The organism is Pseudomonas sp. AL03, from assembly GCF_029960815.1.
Lineage (GTDB): Bacteria > Pseudomonadota > Gammaproteobacteria > Pseudomonadales > Pseudomonadaceae > Aquipseudomonas.
In genome coordinates, this window is record NZ_JASBRE010000001.1 from 298,276 (window position 1) to 321,412 (window position 23,137).

General features: G+C 59.4%; 22 protein-coding genes and 1 pseudogene. 15 read left to right on the forward strand and 8 right to left on the reverse strand.

All coding sequences use genetic code 11. The annotated features are described in order from the left end of the window. Positions 1–74: 74 nt before the first annotated feature. Together QK293_RS01335 and QK293_RS01340 are read left to right on the forward strand one after the other, a co-directional pair. Positions 75–362 carry a transposase gene (locus tag QK293_RS01335; RefSeq protein WP_282375175.1) on the forward strand — a complete coding sequence of 96 codons (288 nt, stop codon included), beginning with the start codon at positions 75–77 and terminating at the stop codon, positions 360–362. A gap of 306 nt (positions 363–668) precedes the next feature. Next, on the forward strand, positions 669–1,274 hold the full coding sequence (locus QK293_RS01340; protein ID WP_282375177.1) for a hypothetical protein: 606 nt from the start codon (positions 669–671) through the stop codon (positions 1,272–1,274). Between the two features lie 298 nt (positions 1,275–1,572). On the opposite strand, the pseudogene QK293_RS01345 reads toward QK293_RS01340, so the two are convergent. Next, a pseudogene (locus tag QK293_RS01345) lies at positions 1,573–1,812 on the reverse strand (YebG family protein); the annotation flags it as partial. A gap of 290 nt (positions 1,813–2,102) precedes the next feature. On the opposite strand from QK293_RS01345, the gene QK293_RS01350 reads away from it, so the two are divergent. Further along, entirely contained in the window at positions 2,103–2,603 is a 501-nt protein-coding gene (locus QK293_RS01350; RefSeq protein WP_282375178.1) for a phosphate-starvation-inducible PsiE family protein, read from the forward strand. Here the strand turns inward: QK293_RS01350 and QK293_RS01355 are convergent. From QK293_RS01355 to QK293_RS01365, 3 genes are all read right to left on the reverse strand, one after another. Continuing rightward, the gene (locus tag QK293_RS01355) at positions 2,600–2,917 is read right to left on the reverse strand and encodes a DUF3509 domain-containing protein (protein ID WP_282375179.1); all 318 of its coding nucleotides are present in this window, start codon (positions 2,915–2,917) and stop codon (positions 2,600–2,602) included. The genes QK293_RS01350 and QK293_RS01355 overlap by 4 nt on opposite strands. A gap of 404 nt (positions 2,918–3,321) precedes the next feature. After that, complete coding sequence (locus QK293_RS01360) at positions 3,322–4,623, reverse strand: HAAAP family serine/threonine permease (protein ID WP_282375180.1); 1,302 nt, start codon at positions 4,621–4,623, stop codon at positions 3,322–3,324. A 59-nt stretch (positions 4,624–4,682) separates the two neighbouring features. Then, entirely contained in the window at positions 4,683–6,059 is a 1,377-nt protein-coding gene (locus QK293_RS01365; protein WP_282375181.1) for an L-serine ammonia-lyase, read from the reverse strand. 135 nt (positions 6,060–6,194) lie between these two features. On the opposite strand from QK293_RS01365, the gene QK293_RS01370 reads away from it, so the two are divergent. From QK293_RS01370 to QK293_RS01405, 8 genes are all read left to right on the forward strand, one after another. Further along, complete coding sequence (locus QK293_RS01370; protein WP_282375182.1) at positions 6,195–7,187, forward strand: LysR substrate-binding domain-containing protein; 993 nt, start codon at positions 6,195–6,197, stop codon at positions 7,185–7,187. Between the two features lie 169 nt (positions 7,188–7,356). After that, positions 7,357–7,764 carry an HPF/RaiA family ribosome-associated protein gene (locus QK293_RS01375; RefSeq protein WP_054049780.1) on the forward strand — a complete coding sequence of 136 codons (408 nt, stop codon included), beginning with the start codon at positions 7,357–7,359 and terminating at the stop codon, positions 7,762–7,764. Positions 7,765–7,975: 211 nt separating this feature from the next. Then, positions 7,976–8,281 carry a DUF3649 domain-containing protein gene (locus QK293_RS01380; RefSeq protein WP_282375184.1) on the forward strand — a complete coding sequence of 102 codons (306 nt, stop codon included), beginning with the start codon at positions 7,976–7,978 and terminating at the stop codon, positions 8,279–8,281. After that, entirely contained in the window at positions 8,278–9,858 is a 1,581-nt protein-coding gene (locus QK293_RS01385) for a PepSY-associated TM helix domain-containing protein (protein WP_282375185.1), read from the forward strand. Before QK293_RS01380 ends, QK293_RS01385 begins: the two co-directional genes overlap by 4 nt. After that, positions 9,859–10,185, forward strand: a complete 327-nt coding sequence (locus QK293_RS01390) for a DUF3325 domain-containing protein (protein ID WP_282375186.1) — start codon at positions 9,859–9,861, stop codon at positions 10,183–10,185. A 4-nt stretch (positions 10,186–10,189) separates the two neighbouring features. Continuing rightward, the gene (locus tag QK293_RS01395; RefSeq protein WP_008150603.1) at positions 10,190–10,753 is read left to right on the forward strand and encodes an RNA polymerase sigma factor; all 564 of its coding nucleotides are present in this window, start codon (positions 10,190–10,192) and stop codon (positions 10,751–10,753) included. After that, positions 10,750–11,739 (forward strand): FecR family protein, encoded by a 990-nt coding sequence (locus QK293_RS01400; protein WP_282375187.1) that lies wholly within the window; start codon positions 10,750–10,752, stop codon positions 11,737–11,739. The genes QK293_RS01395 and QK293_RS01400 overlap by 4 nt, the downstream gene beginning before the upstream one ends. A gap of 114 nt (positions 11,740–11,853) precedes the next feature. Further along, entirely contained in the window at positions 11,854–14,283 is a 2,430-nt protein-coding gene (locus tag QK293_RS01405; RefSeq protein ID WP_282375188.1) for a TonB-dependent receptor, read from the forward strand. A gap of 72 nt (positions 14,284–14,355) precedes the next feature. Here the strand turns inward: QK293_RS01405 and QK293_RS01410 are convergent, their stop codons facing one another. Continuing rightward, complete coding sequence (locus tag QK293_RS01410) at positions 14,356–15,231, reverse strand: AraC family transcriptional regulator (protein ID WP_282375189.1); 876 nt, start codon at positions 15,229–15,231, stop codon at positions 14,356–14,358. Between the two features lie 138 nt (positions 15,232–15,369). Here QK293_RS01410 and QK293_RS01415 point away from each other — a divergent pair, with 138 nt between their 5' ends. Next, positions 15,370–16,287 (forward strand): DMT family transporter, encoded by a 918-nt coding sequence (locus tag QK293_RS01415; RefSeq protein ID WP_282375190.1) that lies wholly within the window; start codon positions 15,370–15,372, stop codon positions 16,285–16,287. Here QK293_RS01415 and QK293_RS01420 read toward each other — a convergent pair whose 3' ends face one another. From QK293_RS01420 to QK293_RS01430, 3 genes are all read right to left on the reverse strand, one after another. After that, a complete protein-coding gene (locus QK293_RS01420; protein WP_282375329.1) occupies positions 16,288–16,797 on the reverse strand; it encodes a DUF2165 domain-containing protein in 510 nt (169 codons plus the stop codon). 193 nt (positions 16,798–16,990) lie between these two features. Next, positions 16,991–17,965 (reverse strand): D-glycerate dehydrogenase, encoded by a 975-nt coding sequence (locus QK293_RS01425; RefSeq protein WP_282375191.1) that lies wholly within the window; start codon positions 17,963–17,965, stop codon positions 16,991–16,993. Between the two features lie 76 nt (positions 17,966–18,041). Next, entirely contained in the window at positions 18,042–19,010 is a 969-nt protein-coding gene (locus QK293_RS01430) for a LysR family transcriptional regulator (RefSeq protein ID WP_282375192.1), read from the reverse strand. A 191-nt stretch (positions 19,011–19,201) separates the two neighbouring features. Between QK293_RS01430 and QK293_RS01435 the strand changes: the two genes are divergently transcribed. The 3 genes from QK293_RS01435 to QK293_RS01445 are packed head-to-tail and all read left to right on the forward strand — an operon-like array spanning position 19,202 to position 23,133. Further along, positions 19,202–20,728: an efflux transporter outer membrane subunit gene (locus tag QK293_RS01435; protein WP_282375193.1), complete on the forward strand. Its 1,527-nt coding sequence runs from the start codon at positions 19,202–19,204 to the stop codon at positions 20,726–20,728. A 10-nt stretch (positions 20,729–20,738) separates the two neighbouring features. After that, on the forward strand, positions 20,739–22,943 hold the full coding sequence (locus QK293_RS01440) for an FUSC family protein (RefSeq protein ID WP_282375195.1): 2,205 nt from the start codon (positions 20,739–20,741) through the stop codon (positions 22,941–22,943). Further along, the gene (locus QK293_RS01445; protein WP_282375196.1) at positions 22,933–23,133 is read left to right on the forward strand and encodes a DUF1656 domain-containing protein; all 201 of its coding nucleotides are present in this window, start codon (positions 22,933–22,935) and stop codon (positions 23,131–23,133) included. The genes QK293_RS01440 and QK293_RS01445 overlap by 11 nt, the downstream gene beginning before the upstream one ends. Positions 23,134–23,137 lie beyond the last annotated feature (4 nt).

Genomic DNA, 23,137 nt, shown 5'->3' on the forward strand with positions numbered 1-23,137 from the left:
CTAACTCCAGCTTTAAGGGCGAAGGTGTCCGCGTATTTTAAGCGGACGCGATCACCCTTATCGCCAGGATTTTCATGCGCCTACGAAGCTCTTATCCCAAACCGTTCATGGCCCAAGTTGTTCAGGATTGCCTGCAACCCGGAGCAACCATCTCCAGCGTTGCCATCAGCCACGGCATCAATGCCAACGTCATTCGCAAGTGGATGCCGCTCTACCGGGGGGCAGCCAGCAGCATCGCTGCCGGCTTTTGCGGCATTCGGCATGGCCCGGAAGTCGAAGTGGATAGCGAACAGCTTCAGGCCTTGGTGCTGGGGCTGCCCTGGCAGCGAGTCGATGCGGGCGGCTCGATCACAGTGCTTTGACACTTTCCGATAGCCCATCGGTTTATCGCCGCTGATCGCCTGCTCTGGCACAATCAGCGGCAGGACGTCCTCACCCAACCTCGACCAGATGACTCCGGAACAGCTTCGCGCCTTGGCCGAACAGGCCATGCTGCTGTCCCAGGTCGATGTCATGGGCAAGAAAATCCATCGTCTTGAAACCTGCACTCGATTGGCGGGTTGTACGAAGTTGAACGGCAAGCGCGGGACATTAGCGATGGGGGTCGCTGGCGAATATGGTGCTTTTGGACTTACAAGGATGGCGCAATTAACGGAGTAGTCATAACGATGATTTTGGTTGTTGAGGGTATCAGCGCCAGCGGGAAAACCACTTGGTGCGCTAAGCATGGAGGGCAGCATGTCATTCCTGAAAACGGCCGGTTTGAAAACGAGCCGGATCGGATAAAGGATCCAGTCGGAGCAGCAACTTTTTGGGCGGAGCGAAACGTGGATCGCTGGCAAAAAGCGTTGGCCATGGAAGACATTTCTTCGTGGGCTTTGTGTGACAGTGACCCTCTCAAGCTCCACTACATTTGGGGCCTTTGGCAGATCGGCGAGGCGAGCGAACACGACTGGCGAATAGAGTTGGACGCCACAAGAGAAACGATCGCACAAGGACGTATTGGCTTTGCTGACTGTTACGTTGTTGGCAGCATAGATCCTCAGCTCGCGCGCGAACGAGCCAAAGCAGACATCACCCGCCGACGGAGTAGATTCGAGCTACACCTGCGCCTCCAACAAGCTCTGCTGACCTGGTACTCAGCTATGGATGAAGTGCTTTCCGGCAGAGTGCGATTCGGGTTTCCTTTAAAAATGCCCACCGTGGAAAACCTTGATGGAAGATATTCGGTAACGGCCTTTGATCAAATGATCGCATCGCTCCCCAGAAAATAATCAGCCCTCTTGCCGACAGGGATTTGAGAGGCTGATGCAGAGAACGTGAATTGACGTGAAAGCAATGTATAGGCGTATTAGCCAGCCGCTTACGCTGGAACAACCCGAAGCCTGACTTTTTCGCAGGCATGAAAAAGGCCCTGAGTCATTTGACTCAGGGCCTATTCAATTCGGGTGTTGCTTACTTGGCAGCCTTGGGGGCTTTAGCTGGCTTGGTCGGCTCATCGCTCGCCACTTCAACAGGTGCAGGCGCCTCAACAGGGGCAGCATTTTCAACGACTTCAGCAGGCGCATTGAGCAATTCGGACAACGCGTCCGGCTGGCTCTTGAACGCCTTGGCGAACACATCGCGATTCTTCGCCATGTAGATCCCGGCTTCTTCCACTTGCTGCTCGGTCAGGGACGGAACGGCTTTTTGCAACACTTCAGCCAACAACTCGGCCAGTTCGAGCATTTTGTCATGACGGTCAGCTTCGGCTTTATCCATGAACAAGCGCTCCAGATCTCGGCTGCTGCGGTATACCACTTCGACGGCCATTCACCACCTCACATGCCTTCACATTAAGTTGTCTTATTCGACCACTGTATTTATATACAGCGAAAAGGATAAGCGAATCCCTGCGCTTTGGGTAGTGGCTTTTTAATGTAGACCGAATTCAGGGTTTGTCAGGCCGATCAGCCCCACCGGGTGCGACCAAACGCCACGGAGCGTGTTTTAGAGCATCTCGCCATCATGTGGCAGGCGCCCCTGGCCTTTTTTCTGCATGCAGAACAACCGTCACGTCAAACTCGCATCATCCGCTCGAACCGAGCTAAGGAAGAATCATCGTGAAAATCAACTGGGCCGAGAACCTGCGGCAGAACGTGCACCAACTGGCCGAGTCCCTGGGTAACCTGTTCGTCGAGACCTTCCACTACCTGGCGCTGTTCGCCATCGGTGCAGTCACCGCGTGGGCGGCGGTGATGGAGTTTTTGGGGATGATCGAAGCGGGGCACATCAAGATCGATGACATCTTGCTGCTGTTCATCTACCTGGAACTGGGGGCGATGGTCGGGATTTACTTCAAGACCAACCACATGCCGGTGCGTTTCCTGATCTACGTGGCGATCACGGCGCTGACGCGCTTACTGATCTCCAACGTCTCGCACCACAATCCGCCGGATATCGGCATCATCTACCTGTGCGGCGGGATTCTGCTGCTGGCGTTTGCGATTCTGGTGGTGCGTTACGCCTCGTCGCAATTTCCCTCAGTGAAGATCGAACACCCGCAACGCAAGATCGGAGCGGGGTCCGGTGAGCATTCCGACGTCGAGAAGGGCGAGATTTAAAGCCCCATGACTGGCCGACTGTGGCCCTTGACGTGCGGCGGTGGCGGGGTGTGATTGTCACCGTCAGTCATGGCTTCGAGGATGGCCACGGCGCTGTGGCCCTGTTCGATGGCGATGCCGAACTGAATGCTTTGCACCAGGCGTTTGAGGCGCTGGGGGTCGTTGCGTTGTTCGGCGCTGATCATCCGTTTGGCGACCACGCGGCCGCTGTTGGAGAGGGTCAGCATGATGCGGCCATCCAGACCCTGAATGCTCAGGTTGATCTGATAATCCGGTGCAAAGGCATCGGTAATGAGCTGAAAAGGGTTGTCCATGATGCGTCACCGCCTGATTGAACGTGCAGTTGTTGACCGGCCGTTATCGGGTTGGTTCGCAGTACCAGACCATCGGCAGGCCGTTCGCTGAGATTTGAAAAAGTCCTTTTAGCCTCAGCAGTGACGTAGCAAGAGGCATGCCGGAAAAAATGTCGGACAATAGACACGGCAAATGAAGGCGGCTATGCAGTCAAGAAAATCTCAGGGGGAAACCGTCCTTGTAGCAGCTGGCGCAGCCTGCGTTCGGCTGCGAAGCAGTCGTAAAACCTTTGCGCGCGGTCTGCCTGACGCACCGCGTTGGCTGATCTCACGACTGCTTCGCAGCCGAACGCAGGCTGCGCCAGCTGCTACATATTCGTGCTATGGCTTACCTATTCGGTATCAAGCCTTTTTTCCTGCCCGTTTCAGGGCATGAATGAGTAGATGATCGCAGACAGTGCAATCAAACCGATCAGCACCACGAACACGTTCGAGGCCTGACCCGAGTACTGGCGCAAAGCCGGCACGCGGCGGATGGCGTACATCGGCATCAGGAACAACAGGCACGCAATGATCGGCCCGCCGAGGGTTTCGATCATGCCGAGGATGCTCGGGTTGAACGTTGCCACGGCCCAGCAGCTGAGGATCATGAACAGCGCGGTCACGCGGTTCAGCCAGCTCGCCGACATCACCCGGCCACGGCCGCGCAGGCTTTTCACGATCAGGCCCTGAAAGCCTTCGCTGGCACCGATGTAATGGCCGAGGAAGGATTTGGTGATCGCCACCAGCGCAATCAACGGCGCAGCGTATGCGATGACCGGGGTCTGGAAGTGGTTGGCCAGGTACGACAGGATCGAGATGTTCTGCGCCTTCGCTGCCGCCAAATCAGCCGGGGACAGGGCCATCACGCAGCTGAAGCAGAAGAACATCACCGTCACCACCATCATCGCGTGGGCGATGGCGAGGATGCCGCTGCTCTTGGGTTCGGCCTGTTCGCCGTAACGCTCCTTCTGATCGACGGCGAACGCAGAGATGATCGGCGAATGGTTGAACGAGAACACCATCACCGGGATCGCCAGCCACAGCGTTTTGAAGAACAACGGCAGCGGCATGCCTTCACTGGCGGTGGCGAAGAACGCGCCGTTCCAGTTCGGGATCAGGCTGAAACCGAGCAGCAGCAACGCCGCGACGAAAGGATAAACCAGCACGCTCATGCATTTGACGATGACGCCCTGGCCGCAACGCACGATCGCCATCAGGCCGAGGATCAAGCCCAGCGACAAAACCGCCCGCGGAGGCGGTGCGATGTGCAATTGATGCTCCATGAAGCTGCTCAGGGTGTTGGTCAGCGCCACGCTGTACACCAGCAGAATCGGGAAGATCGCGAAGAAATACAGCAGCGTGATCAGCTTGCCGGCGCCGATGCCGAAGTGTTCTTCCACCACTTCGGTGATGTCCCCGGAACGCCCGGACAACACGAAGCGGGTCAGGCCGCGGTGGGCGAAGAACGTCATCGGAAACGCCAGCACCGCCAGAATCAGCAATGGCCAGAAACCACCGACCCCGGCGTTGATTGGCAGGAACAGCGTGCCGGCGCCAATCGCCGTGCCATAGAGGCCAAGCATCCAGGTGGTGTCGTGTTTGCTCCAGCCCTTGGTGGCTGTTGCGGTGTCGCGTTTGAGGTCTACAGCAGGATTATCGGCAGCAGGTGTACGTACATCGGTCATCGTTTTGGCCTCGTTATTGTTCTTGCTCGGGCTCACGCGAAACGGTCAGGGAATGCTCCTCAGCACTCCACCCAGCTCACCGCCAGGCCGCCCCGTGAAGTCTCTTTGTATTTGTCGTGCATGTCGGCGCCGGTATCGCGCATGGTGCGGATCACCCGGTCCAGGGAAATGAAGTGTTTGCCGTCGCCGCGCAGGGCCATTTGCGTGGCATTGATCGCCTTCACGGCGGCGATCGCGTTGCGTTCGATACACGGCACTTGCACCAGCCCGCCGACCGGGTCGCAGGTCAGGCCGAGGTTGTGTTCCAGGCCGATTTCGGCGGCGTTTTCCAGTTGTTCCGGTGTGGCGCCGAGGATGTCGGCCAGCCCGGCGGCGGCCATCGCGCAGGCCGAGCCGACTTCGCCCTGGCAACCGACTTCGGCACCGGAGATTGATGCGTTTTTCTTGCAGAGAATGCCTACCGCCGCAGCGCCCAAGAAGAACGCTACGACGTCATCGTCCGACGCGTCCGGGTTGAATTTCATGTAGTAATGCAGCACCGCCGGAATGATCCCCGCCGCGCCGTTGGTCGGCGCCGTGACCATTCGTCCGCCCGCCGCGTTTTCTTCGTTCACGGCGAGGGCGAACAGGTTCACCCACTCCATGGCCGACAGCGTGGAGGTGATGACATTCGGCTTGCCGATTTCCAACAGGCTGCGGTGCAATTTCGCGGCGCGGCGCGGAACATTCAGACCGCCGGGCAGGATGCCTTCGTGGCGCAACCCTTGTTCGACGCACTCGCGCATCACCGACCAGATGTGCAGCAGGCCCTGGCGGATTTCGGCTTCGCTGCGCCAGGCCAATTCATTCGCCATCATCAACTCGGAAACGCGCAGGCCGTGCTGGTTGCAGAGCTTGAGTAGTTCGGCGGCGCTGGAGAAATCGTACGGCAGCACCACATCGCTGGTTGGCGCGATGCCGGACTCGGCTTCTGCCGCTTCGATGATGAAACCGCCGCCGATCGAGTAGTACGTTTGCTCTGACAACTCACCGGTATCGCCAAAGGCTGTCAGGGACATCGCATTGGGGTGGTAGGGCAAGCTCTCGTCGATTAGCAGAAGATCGCTCTGCCAGTTGAAGGCAATGGTGGTTTTGCCTGCCAGAGACAGTTCGCCGGTTTCACGCAGGGTCTGGATTCGACTGTCGATGGACGTGGGATCGATGCTGTCCGGCCACTCGCCCATCAGGCCCATGACGCAGGCGCGGTCGGTGGCGTGGCCGACGCCGGTGGCGGAAAGGGAACCGTACAGGCGGATTTCCACCCGACGTACGGCGTCCAGCAATTCCTGGTCAATCAGTGCCTGGGCAAAGGTCGCCGCGGCGCGCATCGGGCCGACGGTGTGGGAACTGGACGGACCGATGCCGACTTTGAAGAGATCGAAAACACTGATAGCCATGCTAAAGCCTATACAAGCAATGGAAGAGGAATCGCTGCCATTTTTGTAGGACAAGCGCAATGTCGGCGATACTGCCTACCTCGGTCCTACGTGACCAACGAAACTTCCTAAGAAAGCCTTTAGCAGGACTAAACGATGAGTCGTCAATTGCATGCCCAGACTTATGTTTGGCTGCACGTGTTTTCCTGTGCCGCTCGGCACTTGTCGTTCACTCGATGTGCCGAAGAGCTGCACATCACGCCGGGTGCGGTCAGTCAGCAAATCCGCCAACTGGAAGAACGTCTGGGGTTTCGACTTTTCCACCGTCGCGCTCGGGGTGTGGAATTGAGTGCTGAAGGCCAGCGACTGGCCATCACGGTCAACGAGGCTTACGGCAGCATCGACGCGGAATTGCGACGACTGGATGCGGGGATGATCAGCGGAATTTTACGGCTACGCTCGATTCCGTCGTTCCTGAGCAAGTGGCTGACGCCGCGTCTACCGCGTTTGCAGCAGCGCTTTCCGGACATTCAATTGCGCCTGGTGGCCGAGGACAGCAGCGTGCCATTGCACGAAGGCGACTTCGATTTGGCCATCGATCTGAATGACGGCAGTTATCCCGGACTTTTATCCACCACCTTGCTCGACGAACAGATTTTCCCGGTGTGTGCCCCGAGCCTGTTGCGCGGCCGACCGCCGCTGCATGGCCCGGCGGATCTGATGCATTTCCCGTTGCTGCACGACATCACCGCCTGGCGCGGCAGTTACGAGTACGCGGAATGGGAGTTCTACCTCAATGCCATTGGCTTCGAAGGCGCCGACGTGCGGCGCGGGCATACCTTCAATCGCAATCATCTGACCATCGAAGCGGCGATTGCCGGGATGGGCGTGGCGATTGCGCGGCGAACGTTGTTGAACGATGAGCTGGAGCGGGGGACGTTGATCGTGCCGTTTGGCCTGGCGGTGCCCAATCACAAGCGTTACGTGCTGCTCTATGCGCCAGGTGCGCTGAGTCATCCGGGCGTGCGTGCGGTACATGACTGGCTGGTAGAGGAGGCGGGGGTTTTTCGTAGCCTGCACCCGCTGGGGGAGCGGCAGATGCAAGCTGCTTGGGACATCAGACAGGGGCGACCCAACTCCCGACATTAACAGCGCTTTTGCTCCTTGTCCGGCTTTTTTTGCGAATCGAAATTTATCTTTTTTTAGGGGTTGAATTGTTCTGCGAGCAGACCGATTGTGTAAGTAAGAGGTCACGGTGATGACGCCCAAGGGCCAGCCGAAGTACCTCTCGCTAGCTAGCTGAAATAAGGGATGAACTATGCAAATCCAAGTCAACAGCGATAACCATATTCAAAGCAGCATCCGACTGGAGGAGTGGGTACGTACTACCATTGAGAGCACGCTAGAACGTTATGAAGAAGACCTGACACGCGTCGAGGTTCATCTGCGGGACGAGAACGGCGACAAGCCCGGTCCCCATGACATGCGCTGTCAGCTGGAAGCGCGGCCAAAAGGCCACCAACCGATTTCTGTCACCCATAAAGCCGATACCCTGGAGCAAGCGATCGACGGTGCGGCCGAAAAACTTGAACATGCGCTTGAGCACCTGTTTGGCAAACTGCGGGGCAAACCACGTGCCGCGGTGGTGCCATTCGAGAGAGTCGCTGCCGATGCGTTGCTGGAAGACGAGTTTCTCGAGAACGAACAGGCTGCGCAAAACGGTTGAAGCCTGATAATTTTTTACCTTTCCACTGACAAACGGGTCTGCTTATGCAGGCCCGTTCTCGTTTGGGCTGATCGTTACTGATCGTTCCCACGCGGAGTGGTCGGCATCCCCCCATCTCAACTATTTTGCATATGAGAATATTTATCATTAGTATTGCGGCCTTGTTGGTCCCGTGACGTTCACGAGGCCTCACCCGTTTCAAGGTCGAAACATGAAAGGCAAAATCACCACGCTCCCCGTTTCCTACCGGCTTGCCGTCACTTCCCGAGTGCTGGCCGCCGTACTGGGCGGTTACCTCGTCGCGGCATTGGCGAGTGTCAGCCTGACGATGTGGCTGCCCATGGCCCGCGCCGAAGCGGTGGTCACTGGGATGATGAGCTCATTTCTGGTCTATCTGGTCGCCGTACTCTGGTGCTTTGCCTGTCGCAGTGCGTGGCAAGCCTGGTTCGGATTGATCGTGCCAAGCGTGGTGTTGGCGGCCGTGTCGGGGTTGGCGTACTGGATGGGTCACTCATGAAAGAGGGCTTTCGTCAGGCCATGGCCTGGCTGCACACCTGGGCCGGGTTGATCTTCGGCTGGCTGCTGTTCGCGATTTTCCTGACCGGCACACTCGCCTATTTCAAGGATGAGATCAGCCACTGGATGCAGCCGGAAATTCCCGCACGTGCAGTGTCCTCCGAAACGAGTCTGACCCTGGCCCAGCATTATCTTCAGCAGCACGCCGCCGGTGCCTCGCGATGGCTCATCGATTTGCCTGACGCTCGCGAACCCGCGCTGTCGGTGCGGTGGCAGCAAGCACCGGCCAAGCCCGGCACGCGGGGTCAATTCACCGAAAAACTCCTCGACCCGCAAACCGGCGCGCAAGTGCAGGGCCGGGACACACGCGGTGGCGAGTTCTTTTACCGCTTCCACTTTCAGTTGCAGATGCCCTATCCGTGGGGTCGCTGGCTGTCTACCCTCGCAGCGATGGTGATGTTCGTCGCGCTGATCAGCGGGATCATCACCCACAAGAAAATCTTCAAGGACTTCTTCACCTTCCGCCCGCGCAAGGGCCAACGCTCCTGGCTAGACGGGCACAACGCGGTGGGTGTGCTGGTGTTGCCGTTTCACCTGATGATCACTTACAGCAGCCTGGTGATTTTCATGTCGATGGTGATGCCCGCGAGCATCGTTGCCTCGTATGGCGGTGACAGCGATACCTTTTACGATGAAGTGTTTCCTGTTTCCAAAACCCCCGAACTTGCCGGTGAACCGGGCCAGTTGGCGCCGTTGGCACCGCTGCTGGAACGGGCCCGAGAGCAGTGGTCGGGCGGGCGAGCCGGGCGGCTGACGGTCAACAATCCGGGCGATGCGAATGCCTCGGTCGTCCTTGCGCGTGACGGCGCCGACCACGTAGTCCACGACTTTGGCAGCGCGGTGACGTTCAACGGGGTGACCGGGCAATTGCTTGGCGCCACGGCGGGACAATCCTTGCCGATGGCCATTGCCGGCAGTTTCTACGGCTTGCACATGGGCCATTTCGCCGGTCCTGTGTTGCGCTGGCTGTACTTCATTTGTGGTTTGGCGGGCACGGCGATGATCGGTACCGGGCTGGTGGTCTGGCTCGGCAAGCGTCAGCTCAAACATGCAAAGAGCGGTGTGATGCCGTTCGAGTTGCGGCTGGTGGAAGTGCTGAACATCGCCGGCATGTCGGGGTTGATGGTCGCGGTGGTGGCGTTCTTCTGGGCTAATCGATTGTTGCCGGTCGAGATGGCCGGGCGGGCAGATTGGGAAGTGCACAGCTTCTTCATCGTCTGGGGCTTGAGTGTGTTGCATGCCATGGTCCGCCGTGGTCGCGCCGCGTGGGTCGAACAGTTGGCGCTGGCGGCGTTGCTGTTCTGTGCGGTGCCGTTGCTGAACGCGCTGACCACGCCTTATCACTTGGGCGTCACACTGGCGCAGGGCGATTGGGCCATGGCCGGTTTCGATCTGGCATGCCTGGGCAGTGGTCTGTTTTTCGCTTGGGCGGCGTGGAAAATGCAGCGCTTGGGGCAGGCTGGAATCGTCATCCGACCGCGGGCGAAATCGATATCGCTTGAGCGAGAGGCGCACTGAATGTTCCTGGCCTTGTTGCTGTGCTACGGCGGTTTCGCCGCGCTCTGTTTATCCATGGATCGGCATCACGCCGAACTGCTGGGGCGCAAGCCCTCGGCCCGTCGCCGCCAAGGGATGAAACTCAGTGGCGGGCTGTTGCTGGCGTTGTCGTTGTGGGCTGCGGTGTCGTCGACGGGGTGGGGACTTGGATTGGTAGAGTGGTTTGCGGTGTTGATGTTCAGCGCTCTGGTGCTGGTGCTGTTGATACCGTATCGCCCGCGCCTGGCCCTGGTGTTGGCGGGTTTGAGCCTGCTTGCCAGCCCCGTTGCCGTGTTTGCAAAGGGCTGAGCTGATGATCACCAGCCCCCCTGAATCCCATGACGATGAACATCGCGGTGCGCGTGCGCATTTCCTGCAGGTGTTCCTTTCCCAGCGTTCGCAAATGGAAGCGCTGGTGAGTCGTCGTGTCGGGTGTCGGGCGACGGCGGCGGACCTGGTGCAGGACTTGTTTCTGCGCTTCTGGCGTCGGCCGCTGGTGCAGGTCGAAGAGCTCAGCACTTACCTGTTGCGCTGCGCCGGCAACATCGCCATCGACCATTTGCGCAGCGAAGGCACGCGGGTGCGGGTCAACGAGGGCTGGATGCCGGATCAACCGGACAGCCACGGCAGCGAACCGCAAGCGGCGTTGGAGGCGGGCAACGATTTGCGTCACGTCGAAGCGGCGTTGCGCGCGTTGCCTGAGCGCACGCGGCAGATCTTTTTGCTCAACCGTATCCATGGCCGCAAATACGCCGAGATCGCCAAGGCCATGGGTTTGTCCCAAAGCGCCGTGGAAAAACATATGATGCGCGCCCTCGAGGCTTGCAAGGCCAGCCTGCGGGAACCCGAACCGCGCACGCCAGGGAAAGCACTGTGAACAACACCGAACGCGTCACCCCGACGCCCGCGCAGGAGCAGGCGGCCTTCGCCTGGCTGAGCCTGTTGCATGACCAGCCCAGCAGCGGCGATCAAATCTCGTTCAGTCGCTGGTTGCAGGCCGACCCCGCCCATGCAGAGGCTTACGCCCAGGCGCAAGTGGTGTGGGAGTTGACCGAAGCCCCGGCCCGAACGCTGGCCGATGAAGAAGTGTTTGCCTTGCAGGGTTACCTCAACGCCATGAATCGCTCGCGCCGTACCAGCGTCCGGCGTTGGTCCGGTGCGCTGGCGATGGCCGCGTGTCTGGTGCTGATGATCGGTGTCGGTGCTGGCTGGCAACCGTCGCGCTGGGTCAATGATCTGGGGGCTGACTATGTGTCGGCGCCGGGGGAAATTCGCACGGTCACGCTGGTCGATCAGTCGCAAGTCACCCTGGATGCCGACAGCGCGATTGCGGTGGATTTCAGTCGTGGCAAACGGCACGTTGAGCTGCGTCGCGGTGCCGGATTTTTCAGCGTGACCCACAGCGGCGAGCCGTTTGTGGTGGACGCTGAAAAGGGCCAGGCGAAGGTGCTGGGGACTCAGTTCGAAGTACGCCTGCAACCTCACGGTGCGCAGGTCACGGTGTTGTCCGGGCGCGTCGGTGTGACGGCGGACAAGAACGCCGCGCAGCAAATTCTGACGGCTGGCCAGCAAGTGGCTTATGGCGATGGTTTGGCGGAAAAACTCCACAGCGTCGACAGTGAAGCGCAATTGGCGTGGCGTCAGGGTTGGCTCAATTACTACAAGGCGACACTCGCCGAGGTGGTGCAAGACCTGGGACGTTATTACCCGGGACGGATTGTACTGCTCAACGATGAACTGGCGGCGCGGCGAGTCAGTGGCAGTTTCCCGAGCAAGGATCCGCAGGCGGTGTTGAGTTCATTGCAAGGGGTGTTGGGGTTTGAGCAGCACCAGGTTCTGGGGCATCTGATTATTTTGCGGTGAGGCTTTTTTCAAGTATTTTCAAAATTTCTGGTGAGGTAAACCCCGGCGCCATCCGTGTAGTGACTGAAACTGCGAGTCATTCGCATCCCGTAGGTTCTACACAGGTCATGAGCAATGAAGTCCAGTGCAAAATCGGGTTCGGTCAAACAATGGTTGGGTACGTGTGCATTGAGCTTTTCGGCGTTGGCGTTGCTGCCGTTGAGTGTGGCGGTGGCAGCAGAGGCCGGCAGTGCTCGACAGAGTGCGCAGTTCAGCTTCGCGATGGCCGCCAAACCGCTGCCCCTGGCCTTGAGTGACTTCAGCCGGATCACTGGCATCAGTGTGGTCTACACCGATGAGGCACCGTACGGTCTAACCGCCCCGGCGATCAATGGTCAGTTCAACGCCGATCAAGCGATGCAGCGTTTGCTCAGCGGTTCGGGATTCACCTTCCGTCGTACCGACGGCCACACGTTGGTCCTGGCGCCGTTACCCACCGAAGGCACCTTGAACCTCGGCGCGACCACCATCACTTCCGTGGCCGATCAATCCATGAGCTATCAACCGCCGCCCACCAGTTCGGTGATGCGCTCCTCGGCCTTGCTCCAGGAAATCCCCCAGACCGTCAACGTCATCCCGGCTCAGGTCATTCGCGATCAGGCACCGCGCAATCTGGACGATGCACTGGCCAACGTCAGCGGCATTACCCAGGGCAACACGCTGGCGAGCACCCAGGATTCGGTGATGACGCGTGGTTTCGGCGACAACCGTAACGGCTCGATCATGCGCGATGGCATGCCGATCGTGCAGGGCCGTGGCCTCAATGCAACCGTGGATCGGGTCGAAGTCCTCAAGGGCCCGGCATCCTTGCTTTACGGCATCCAGGACCCGGGTGGCGTGGTCAACATGGTCAGCAAGAAGCCGGAGCTTGAGCAGTACAACGCCTTGACCTTGCGCGGCTCGACCTACGGCGACGGCAAAAACGGCAGCGGTGGCGGCCTCGACAGCACCGGCGCACTCGGTACTTCCGGCCTCGCTTACCGCATGGTCCTGGACCACGAAGACGAAGATTACTGGCGCAACTTCGGCACTCACCGCGAGACGCTGGTGGCGCCGTCACTGGCCTGGTTCGGCGAAAGCACCCAGTTGTTGTTCGCCTATGAACACCGGGAGTTCCTGACCCCGTTCGACCGTGGCACGGTGATCGACCCGCGTGACAATCACCCGCTGGACATCTCCCGTGAGCGCCGTCTCGACGAACCCTTCAATAACATGGAAGGGCGCTCGGATCTGTATCACTTCGAGGCCGATCACGAACTCAACGACAACTGGAACGCCCACTTCGGCTACAGCTGGAACCGTGAAACCTACGATGCCAGCCAAGTGCGCATCACGGCCATCGACACCAAGAAAGGCACGCTGACCCGCAGCATGGATGGGACGCAGAGCGCCATCAGCACCGACCGTTTCACCACTGCCAGCCTCGAAGGCAAAGTCAACGTTCTGGGCCTGCAACATGACCTGGTGTTCGGCATCGATGACGAGTACCGCAAGATCTACCGCGAAGACCTGATCCGCCAGAAAAGCCTGAGCACCTTCAGTTACCTCAACCCGGTCTACGGCCGCGAAGTCGCCGGCACCACCGTCAGCCCTGCGGACAGCGCGCAAACCGATGAACTGCGCAGCGGTTCGGTATTCCTCCAGGACTCGATCCACCTGACCGATCAATGGATTTTCGTCGCTGGCGGGCGTTTCCAGGAATACGACCAGTACGCCGGCAAAGGCGTGCCGTTCCAGGCCAACACCGACAGCAACGGCCAGAAATGGGTGCCTCGCGCCGGTCTGGTGTATCGCTACACCGATGAACTGTCGTTCTACGGCAGCTACACCGAGTCGTTCAAACCCAACTCGACCATCGCGCCGTTGAGCGGCAGCAGCACCGTGCTTGACGGCAGCATCGCGCCGGAAGAAGCCAAGTCTTGGGAAATCGGCGCCAAGCTCGACATGCCGGGCCGCGTCACGGGTAACGTCGCGCTGTTCGACATCAAAAAACGCAATGTGCTGGTGGCCAACTCCGAAGGCCCGGTGACGATCTACAACGCCGCCGGCGAAGTGCGTTCCCGTGGGCTGGAAGTGGACTTGACCGGTCAGCTGAGTGATCGCTGGAGCATGATCGGCAGCTATGCCTACACCGACGCCGAAGTCACTGAAGACCCGACCTACAAAGGCAAAAAACTGCAAAACGTAGCGAAGAACAGCGGCTCGCTGTCGGCGGTCTATGACTTCGGCACCCTCGTCGGTGGCGATCAGCTGCGGGTCGGTGCGGGGGCGCGGTATGTCGGTGAGCGATCGGGTAACGCCGTGAATGATTTCGACCTGCCGAGCTACACCGTGGCCGATGCATTCGCCACCTACGACACCAAAGTTGAAGGGCAGAGGGTCAAGTTCCAGCTCAACGTGAAGAACCTGTTTGATCGCACCTACTACACCTCGGCGGCGAGCCGGCTCTTTGTGTCGATGGGCGATTCGCGGCAGATTTCGTTGTCGAGCACGTTGGAGTTCTAACCGCAAACCGCGTCATCGTTCATCGCGAGTTTGCTCTCGATGGCGGCATCCCTAGCACCAACTACTTTCGGGTTACCGCAAAAACGCCTGGCGATACTCGCCGGGCGTTCCACCCAACGCCTGACGAAACCGATTAGTGAAATGACTCGCACTGGCAAACCCGCATGCCAAAGCGATCTCCCCCAACGGCTGCGACGTCGAGCGCAGTAACGCCCGTGCCCGGCTCAGTCGTCGCGACAGCACATACTGATGCGGCGGCAATCCAAAGCTCTCTCTGAACATGCGCGCAAAGTGGTACTCCGATAACGCACAAAGCCCAGCCAACTGCCCCAGGCTGATGGCCTCGGCCAACTGATTGTCGATGAACTCCACCAACTGCCGTCGTTGATGCGCAGCCAATCCACCCTTGAGCCGCAGCCCCTCGCGCATACCGACCTGGCCGAGCAAGACGTGGCTGAGCATTTCGTGGGCCAGGCTGCTGGTGAGCAGGCGTTCGCCGGGCTCGTCCCAGTTCAGCGTGATCAACTGTCGAAAGCGCTTGGTTTGCAGCGGGTCGTCGAGAAAGGTGGCTTCGCGCAATTGCAGTTCGCGAGGTTCGCGGTCCAGCAGCGTGACGCAGCCGAGGGCGAACTGTTCGGGGCTGAAATAAACATGTGCCAGGCGAATGTCGCCGTTGATCACCCAGCCCGATTGATGCTCGGCCGGCAGGATGCACAGCTTGTCGGGGCCGCCCTTGGTGCCGGGCTGGTCGCGGCGAAAGGTCCCGGTGCCGCCGGCGATGTAGCAGGACAGGGTGTGATGGCTCGGCGCTTCGTAGTCCTGAGCATCGTGATGATTGCTCCACAAGGCTGCAGCCATGCCGTCACCGAGCTCGGCGCTGTGCTCCAGACGAGCATTGGGCGAGCGGTTGAGGGCTTGAAAGACTTGCAGGTTTTCCAGTGTGGGCATAATCGCTTCTCTTCAACGCTTTGCATCCTACTCCGTAGACGTTGGCCTGCCAGCCCATCGGCTGACAAAAGCGCAAGTTTATGCAAGTGCGGCGAGGCTTGGCGCGGGACACTGAGCCCCTATTGAGGAGCCTTTGCCATGAACCTTTCGTTGTACTTGCTGACCGTGCTGATCTGGGGCACCACCTGGATTGCCTTGAAATGGCAACTGGGTGTGGTGGCGATTCCGGTGTCGATTGTCTATCGCTTCGGCCTTGCGGCGTTGGTGCTGTTCGTCATGTTGCTGCTGAGTCGCCGCCTGCAAGTGATGAACCTCCGGGGGCATCTGATCTGCCTGGCGCAGGGACTGTGCCTGTTCTGCATCAACTTCATGTGCTTCCTGACCGCCAGCCAGTGGATCCCCAGCGGTCTGGTTGCTGTGGTGTTTTCCACCGCCACCCTGTGGAACGCCCTCAATGCGCGGGTGTTCTTCGGCCAGAAAATTGCTCGTAATGTGCTGATGGGCGGCGCGTTGGGCTTGTTCGGACTAGGCCTGTTGTTCTGGCCTGAATTGGCGGGTCATACCGTCAGCCCGGAAACCTTGCTCGGGTTAGGTCTGGCATTGCTCGGAACCTTGTGCTTCTCGGCAGGCAACATGCTCTCGAGCCTGCAACAGAAGGCCGGTCTCAAACCCCTGACCACCAACGCCTGGGGCATGGCTTACGGCGCGGCGATGTTGTCGGTGTGGTGCCTGGTCAAAGGCATCCCGTTCGACATGGAATGGAGTGCACGCTACATCGGCTCGTTGTTGTATCTGGTCATTCCCGGCTCGGTGATTGGCTTCACCGCTTACCTGACGCTGGTCGGGCGCATGGGGCCGGAGCGGGCGGCATATTGCACAGTATTGTTCCCGGTGGTGGCGCTGAACGTTTCGGCGTTTGCCGAAGGCTATCAATGGACGGCGCCAGCACTGGTGGGATTGGTGCTGGTGATGTTGGGTAATGTGTTGGTGTTCCGTAAACCTGGGGTACTTCGATTACGCAGCAGCGTGAACGGGGCTGATAAGTACGGGATTTAATCATTCCTCGGTTCTGAGGCTTATATAAATGAGTGTGGGTGATGTAAAGCTTAGAATTTTTTGGGCCCATTCGTCATAGTTCCAGACATCCGATTGGTCCATGTTGAACCATTCGACACCCACAACCTGTATGCAGATGTAGTAGACGAATATGGCTACTAATAAACCCATCAATGCATATTTTTTAGCCTCGTGGAAATCGTCGGCGCTGGCACTGAGGTTTCTATAGAGCTGATAGGTGCCCATCAGGCAAAGCAGGGTGTAGATAACTTCAAGTGTAATGATGATCCAGTAAATCCGATGTTGAAGCATGGGCGATGTAATGGCCCGAAGGCCATATTTCGACTGGTCGCTGGTGGTGTCCATACTCAATATATGAGCGACATACTCATAATTGGTCGGGTAGTCGGCTAAGTTGCTGTACATCATCAGCAAGCCGAAAAAACTAATAAAAGACATCAGTGCGATTTTGCTGATTCTGATGGTTTGGTTTGTTGTCAGGTTGTTCACGGTTTTGGTTCTCCAGAATGTGTGTCTGTGATGGCAAGTGACTGAAGAAAGTTTATCGCGTAGGTCGTTACTTAAGTTGTTTACTGAATTGCAAGTTGTGTAAGAGGTTGGGGTTGGCTTTTGAGTTTGCTCGCCAAGTGTTTTATTCGTTGAACTGGGTGCGGGCAGGCGTTGAAACGTCTGCCTGGCTTTTTCAGTCATTCCACACTTGTGGATTCACCAGATCTTGCGGTCGCTCACCCAACAAGGCGCTGCGCAAGTTAGCCAACGCGCGGTTGGCCATGGCCTCGCGGGTTTCATGGGTAGCGGAGCCGATGTGCGGCAACGTCACCGCGTTTTTCAGTTGGAACAGGGGAGACTCGGCCAGCGGTTCTTTCTCGTAAACGTCCAGACCCGCGCCGCGAATCCGGTTGGTCTGCAGCGCTTCGATCAACGCCGGTTCATCCACCACCGGGCCACGGGCAATGTTCACCAGAATGGCGCTCGGTTTCATCAGCGCCAGTTCGCGGTGGCTGATCAGGTGTTTGGTTTTCTCGCTGAGCGGTACCACCAGGCAGACGAAATCGGCTTCAGCCAGCAGTTGATCCAGGCTGCGGAACTGCGCGCCGAGTTCTTGCTCCAGCTCGGTCTTGCGGCTGTTACCGCTGTAGATGACCGGCATGTTGAAGCCCAGCCGCCCGCGGCGGGCGATGGCCGCACCGATGTTGCCCATGCCGACGATGCCCAGGGTCTTGCCGTGCACATCGCAACCGAACAATGGCGCACCGACGGTGGCTTGCCACTGGCCGGCCTTGGTCCAGGCGTCCAGTTCGGCGACGCGCCGGGCGCTGCTCATCAGCAAGGCGAAGGCCAGGTCGGCGGTGCTTTCGGTGAGGACGTCGGGGGTGTTGGTGAGCATGATGCCGCGTTCGTTGAAGTAGGCGACGTCGTAGTTGTCGTAGCCGACGGAGACGCTGGAGACGACTTCAAGTTTGGCGGCGTTTTCAAGTTGAGCGCGACCGAGTTTGCGACCGACGCCGATGAGGCCGTGGGCGTGGGGGAGGGCTTCGTTGAATTGGGCGTTGATGTCGCCGTTTTTCGGGTTGGGCACGATGACGTCGAAGTCTTGCTTGAGGCGTTCGACCATTTCGGGGGTGACGCGGCTGAAGGCGAGGACGGTCTTTTTCATGGGAGGAGGGCTCGTCGGGGCTCGGAGAATGCCAAGCACGCTAACATTTCTCTCCGTCGTTATGCGAGTGTCTGGATCAGTTCGCCACCCGAACCCCACCCATACTCCCGCTCAATTCATACGCCACCAATTCCGCCTGATGCGCCGCCAATATCTCCGGCAACGACCCGCGCAAATACTCGACCCACGTTTTAATCTTTGCGTCCAAATACTGCCGCGACGGATAGATCGCATACAGATTCAGTTCCTGCGACCGGTAATTCGGCATCACCCGCACCAGCGTCCCGTTGCGCAACCCTTCAATCGCCGCATACACCGGCAACACGCCAACCCCCATGCCGCTGGTGATCGCCGTCTTCATCGCATCAGCAGAGTTCACCAGAAACGGCGAGCTATTAATCGTCACCATTTCCTGGCCTTCCGGGCCGTCGAAGGTCCATTTCTCCAGCGGAATCACCGGGCTTACCAAACGCAGGCACGCGTGGTTCAGCAAGTCGCTGGGCTTGTGCGCGCAGCCGTTGGCTTTTACATAGGCGGGCGAGGCACAAACGATGCTGTAGGTGATGCCCAAACGCTGGGAGACGAACCCCGAGTCCGGCAGTTCGCTGGCGAGCACGATGGACACGTCGTAGCCTTCGTCGAGCAAGTCCGGCACGCGGTTGGCCATGGTCAGGTCGAAGGTGACGTCGGGGTGAGTCTTGCGGTAGCGGGCGATGGCGTCGATCACGAAGTGCTGACCGATGCCGGTCATGGTGTGCACCTTGAGCTGCCCGGCCGGGCGCGCGTGAGCGTCGCTGGCTTCGGCTTCGGCTTCTTCGACGTAGGCCAGGATCTGCTCGCAGCGCAATAGATAACGCTTGCCGGCTTCGGTCAGGGCGATGCGTCGAGTGGTGCGGTTGAGCAGGCGGGTTTGCAGGTGGGCTTCCAGGTTGGAGACCGCGCGCGAGACGTTGGCCGTGGTGGTGTCGAGTTGCACGGCGGCGGCGGTGAAGCTGCCGGCCTCGGCCACGTAACTGAAGGCGCGCATGTTTTGCAAAGTGTCCATGGGGTGCTCTCTGGGCGAATGGCAAATTGTGACACGAAGTTGCTGATTTTCTACAGGCGACTAAAGATGGACTAACGGATTATCGCGTTAACCGTAACAAAGATTCACAGGATTCCCAGCTTATCGCCAACAAAGCCGACCCCTAGAATTGCGCACCTCAGGAACAACACCCACCTCAGGAAATCGCAGCAGTGCCGCGTTGCATCAGCAGAGCGCTTCAGACGCTCAGTGTTTTGGCTTTAACCCTGGCAATCAGCGGCTGCATCGGTACCGCAGGTTTGACCCCGCAGGGCAAGGCACTCGAGGCCAATTCATTGGCCACCGACGAAGCTATTCAGAGCGCAGCTAAGGACGCTCACTGGCCTACCGCCCAATGGTGGCAGGCGTATGGCGACCCGCAACTGAACCGCTGGATCGGCCTCGCCCTGCAAGGTAGCCCGACCATGGCCATGGCTGCAGCGCGAGTACGCCAGGCCAAGTCCATGGCCGGCATCGCCGAGTCCGCCGAGTCGTTGCAGATAAACGGTGAATCCACGCTCAAACGCCACAACTGGCCCACCGATCAGTTCTACGGGCCGGGCGAGCTGGCCAACACCAGCACCTGGGACAACAACGCCGCGCTGGGTTTCAGCTATGCCCTCGACCTCTGGGGCCGCGAAAGCAACGCCACCGAGCGCGCCGTTGACTTGGCCCACATGACGGCAGCCGAAGCACGGCTGGCGCAGCTCGAATTGCAGAGCAACATCGTGCGCGCCTACATCGAGCTTTCGTTGCATTACGCGCAACGGGACATCGTCGCCGCGACGCTGAAACAGCAACAGCAAATTCTCGACCTGGCGCAAAAGCGTCTCAACGGCGGCATCGGCACCCATTTTGAAGTCAGCCAGGCCGAAACGCCGTTGCCGGAAACCCATCGTCAGATCGATGCGCTGGACGAAGAAATCGCCCTGAGCCGCAATCAACTCGCAGCACTGGCAGGTTTTGGCCCAGGGGAGGGCGCGCAGTTGCAGCGGCCGACGCTGTCGTTGGGCGCGCCGCTGAAGTTGCCGTCGTCCTTGCCAGCGCAATTGCTCGGTCAACGCCCTGACGTGGTCGCCAGTCGCTGGCAAGTGGCGGCCCAGGCGCGGGGCATTGATGTGGCTCACGCCGGGTTTTATCCCAACGTCGATCTGGTCGGCAGCCTCGGCTACATGGCCACGGGCGGCGGCGCGTTGGAGTTCCTGACCGGCAAGAAGCTCAACTATAGCGTCGGCCCGGCCATTTCGTTGCCGATCTTCGATGGCGGCCGTTTGCGCTCGGAGCTGGGCGAAGCCTCGGCCGGTTACGACATCGCCGTGGCCAAGTACAACCAGACGCTGGTCAACGCGCTGAAAAATATTTCCGACCAGCTGATCCGCCGCGAATCCATGGACAAGCAGCAAACCTTCGCCGCTGAGTCGGTGTCCACCGCGCAGAAGACTTATGACATCGCGATGATCGCCTATCAGCGCGGCCTCACCGATTACCTCAACGTGCTTAACACCCAGACTTTGTTGTTCAAACAGCAGCAGGTTCAGCAGCAGGTTCAGGCCGCGCGTCTCAGCGCCCATGCTGAACTGGTGACCGCTTTGGGCGGTGGACTGGGCGCGGGCAATGATGCGCCAAAAGACAGCCAGACCGATGCTCCGAAAAAAATAGCACCGAACCTCCCCGCCATTCTCCAAGCCCTCAATCATTGAGCAGGACTTCATGACTCCCTTGCCCGCACCTCTGCGCTGGCTGTATTCCCTTGAGTGGCGCCGGGGTTTCTTCGACTGGGCGCGCAGCGATGGCGTGACCTGGGTCTACATGTTCAAGGTGTTGTTCGCCGCGTTCCTGACCCTGTGGCTGGCCATGCGTCTGGAGTTGCCGCAACCGGGCACGGCGATGATCACCGTGTTCATTGTCATGCAACCGCAAAGCGGGCACGTGTTGGCCAAGAGTTTCTATCGCTTCCTCGGCACGTTGGCCGGCTCGGCGGTGATGGTCGCGCTGATTGCCTTGTTCGCCCAAAACACCGAGCTGTTCCTCGGTTCGCTGGCGATTTGGGTGGGCATCTGCTCGGCCGGCGCGGCGCGGTATCGCAACTTCCGCGCCTACGGTTTCGTGCTCGCCGGATACACCGCGGCGATGGTCGGTTTGCCCGCATTGGCCCACCCGGACGGTGCGTTCATGGCCGCTGTGTGGCGGGTGCTGGAAATCTCCTTGGGGATTATTTGCTCCACGCTGGTCAGCGCCGCGATCCTGCCGCAAACCGCCAGTGCCGCGATGCGCAACGCCTTGTATCAGCGCTTCGGCGTGTTCGCATTGTTTGTCACCGATGGTTTGCGCGGTCGCAGCAAACGGGAGGCTTTTGAGGCGAGCAACGTGCGCTTCATCGCCGAGGCCGTGGGGCTGGAAGGGTTGCGCAGCGTCACTGTGTTCGAAGACCCGCACATGCGCCGGCGCAACGGTCGGCTCAGTCGACTGAACAGCGAGTTTATGGGCATCACTACGCGCTTCAACGCCCTGCACCAATTGCTTGAACGCTTGCGCAGCAGCGGCACCGATCACGTGGTCGCGGCGATCAAACCGGGTTTACAGGACCTCGCCGAACTGCTCGACGGCTTCAGCGGCCGTGCCCTGACCAACGCCGATGCGGGGCGTCTGGTCATCGCGCTGACCGCCTATAAAGAAGGTTTGCCGGCGCGCGTTCGTAGCTTGCGAGCGATCTTTCAGGAGAGCCATCCGAGCGACGCCGAGCAGCTGGATTTTCACACTGCCTACGAATTGCTCTATCGCTTCGTCGATGACTTGCACAGTTATGCACAGACCCACGCGTCGCTGGCTGATCACCGCCATGCGCGCGAGCGTTGGGATGAACCGTTCACCCCGCAAACCAACTGGATGGCGTCGGCCGCCTCGGGTATTCGCGCGGCATTCATTCTGGTTGTTCTGGGCAGCTATTGGGTCGCCACCGCGTGGCAGAGCGGCGCGACCATGACGCTGATCGCCGCTGCGACCGTGGGCCTTTCAGCGGCGACACCGAATCCAAAACGCATGGCATTTCAGATGGCTTGCGGGACGTTGCTCGGGGCACTGATCGGCTTCGTCGAGATGTTTTTCATCTTCCCCTGGATCGATGGTTTTCCGTTGCTCTGCGTGATGCTCGCGCCGGTGATTGTGCTCGGTTCGTTCCTGACTTCGCGGCCGCATTACGCCGGCGTGGGCCTCGGTTTGCTGATCTTCTTCAGCACCGGTTCGGTGCCGGACAACCTCACTGTTTACAACCCGTACGCCTTTATCAACGACTACATCGCCATGGTGCTCGGCATGCTGGTCTGTGCAGCCGCCGGGGCGATTATTCTGCCGCCCAACAGTCGCTGGTTGTGGCGTCGGCTGGAGCAGGATTTGCGCGGCCAAGTGGTGTACGCCATCAGCGGCAAACTCAAGGGTTTGGCGTCGAGTTTCGAAAGCAGCACCCGCGACCTGCTGCATCAGGCCTATGGTCTCGCGGCAGGGCAGCCGCAGGTACAACGGGACTTGCTGCGCTGGATGTTTGTGGTGCTGGAAGTCGGTCACGCGATCATTGAGTTACGCAAGGAACAGGCGATCCTGCCGGTGCATCCGGCCTATGCCGAATCTCAACCCTGGCGTCAGTCCATCAGGGTGATGGGCCGCTCGCTGGTGCGGCTGTTTCTGCAACCGAGCCAGAGCAATCTGGAGCGTGGATTGATCGCCGTCGATCACGCGCTCAGCCGTGTGCAAGCCACCGACGAACCTTTCGCGCCGCACTTCGACACCTCGGCCCTGCGTCGGGTGAAGAGCTACCTGCACTTCATCCGCACCTCGTTGCTGGACCCGCAATCACCGCTTGCCGGCTACATAAATGCCAACGCCACCGCCAAGCCCCAAGGACTTGAACATGCCTCGTGAAATCGCCTTCCACGGCGTGTACATGCCGACCATGACTTTGATGTTTTTCATCGCAGCGGCACTGGGCTGGGCGCTGGACCGGTTCCTGTCCAGGTTCGATCTGTACCGCTTCTTCTGGCACCCGGCGCTGCTGCGCCTGAGTTTGTTTACCTGTCTGTTCGGCGCCTTGGCGCTGACTGTTTACCGTTGACTCT

What these genes read in the sequence shown, in the direction of transcription:
- QK293_RS01335 (WP_282375175.1), top strand. Translation starts at nt 75, where the DNA reads ATGCGCCTACGAAGCTCTTATCCCAAACCGTTCATGGCCCAAGTTGTT.
- QK293_RS01340 (WP_282375177.1), top strand. Translation starts at nt 669, where the DNA reads ATGATTTTGGTTGTTGAGGGTATCAGCGCCAGCGGGAAAACCACTTGG.
- QK293_RS01355 (WP_282375179.1), bottom strand. Translation starts at nt 2,917, where the DNA reads ATGGACAACCCTTTTCAGCTCATTACCGATGCCTTTGCACCGGATTAT.
- QK293_RS01360 (WP_282375180.1), bottom strand. Translation starts at nt 4,623, where the DNA reads ATGACCGATGTACGTACACCTGCTGCCGATAATCCTGCTGTAGACCTC.
- QK293_RS01365 (WP_282375181.1), bottom strand. Translation starts at nt 6,059, where the DNA reads ATGGCTATCAGTGTTTTCGATCTCTTCAAAGTCGGCATCGGTCCGTCC.
- QK293_RS01370 (WP_282375182.1), top strand. Translation starts at nt 6,195, where the DNA reads ATGAGTCGTCAATTGCATGCCCAGACTTATGTTTGGCTGCACGTGTTT.
- QK293_RS01375 (WP_054049780.1), top strand. Translation starts at nt 7,357, where the DNA reads ATGCAAATCCAAGTCAACAGCGATAACCATATTCAAAGCAGCATCCGA.
- QK293_RS01380 (WP_282375184.1), top strand. Translation starts at nt 7,976, where the DNA reads ATGAAAGGCAAAATCACCACGCTCCCCGTTTCCTACCGGCTTGCCGTC.
- QK293_RS01385 (WP_282375185.1), top strand. Translation starts at nt 8,278, where the DNA reads ATGAAAGAGGGCTTTCGTCAGGCCATGGCCTGGCTGCACACCTGGGCC.
- QK293_RS01390 (WP_282375186.1), top strand. Translation starts at nt 9,859, where the DNA reads ATGTTCCTGGCCTTGTTGCTGTGCTACGGCGGTTTCGCCGCGCTCTGT.
- QK293_RS01395 (WP_008150603.1), top strand. Translation starts at nt 10,190, where the DNA reads ATGATCACCAGCCCCCCTGAATCCCATGACGATGAACATCGCGGTGCG.
- QK293_RS01405 (WP_282375188.1), top strand. Translation starts at nt 11,854, where the DNA reads ATGAAGTCCAGTGCAAAATCGGGTTCGGTCAAACAATGGTTGGGTACG.
- QK293_RS01410 (WP_282375189.1), bottom strand. Translation starts at nt 15,231, where the DNA reads ATGCCCACACTGGAAAACCTGCAAGTCTTTCAAGCCCTCAACCGCTCG.
- QK293_RS01415 (WP_282375190.1), top strand. Translation starts at nt 15,370, where the DNA reads ATGAACCTTTCGTTGTACTTGCTGACCGTGCTGATCTGGGGCACCACC.
- QK293_RS01425 (WP_282375191.1), bottom strand. Translation starts at nt 17,965, where the DNA reads ATGAAAAAGACCGTCCTCGCCTTCAGCCGCGTCACCCCCGAAATGGTC.
- QK293_RS01430 (WP_282375192.1), bottom strand. Translation starts at nt 19,010, where the DNA reads ATGGACACTTTGCAAAACATGCGCGCCTTCAGTTACGTGGCCGAGGCC.
- QK293_RS01440 (WP_282375195.1), top strand. Translation starts at nt 20,739, where the DNA reads ATGACTCCCTTGCCCGCACCTCTGCGCTGGCTGTATTCCCTTGAGTGG.
- QK293_RS01445 (WP_282375196.1), top strand. Translation starts at nt 22,933, where the DNA reads ATGCCTCGTGAAATCGCCTTCCACGGCGTGTACATGCCGACCATGACT.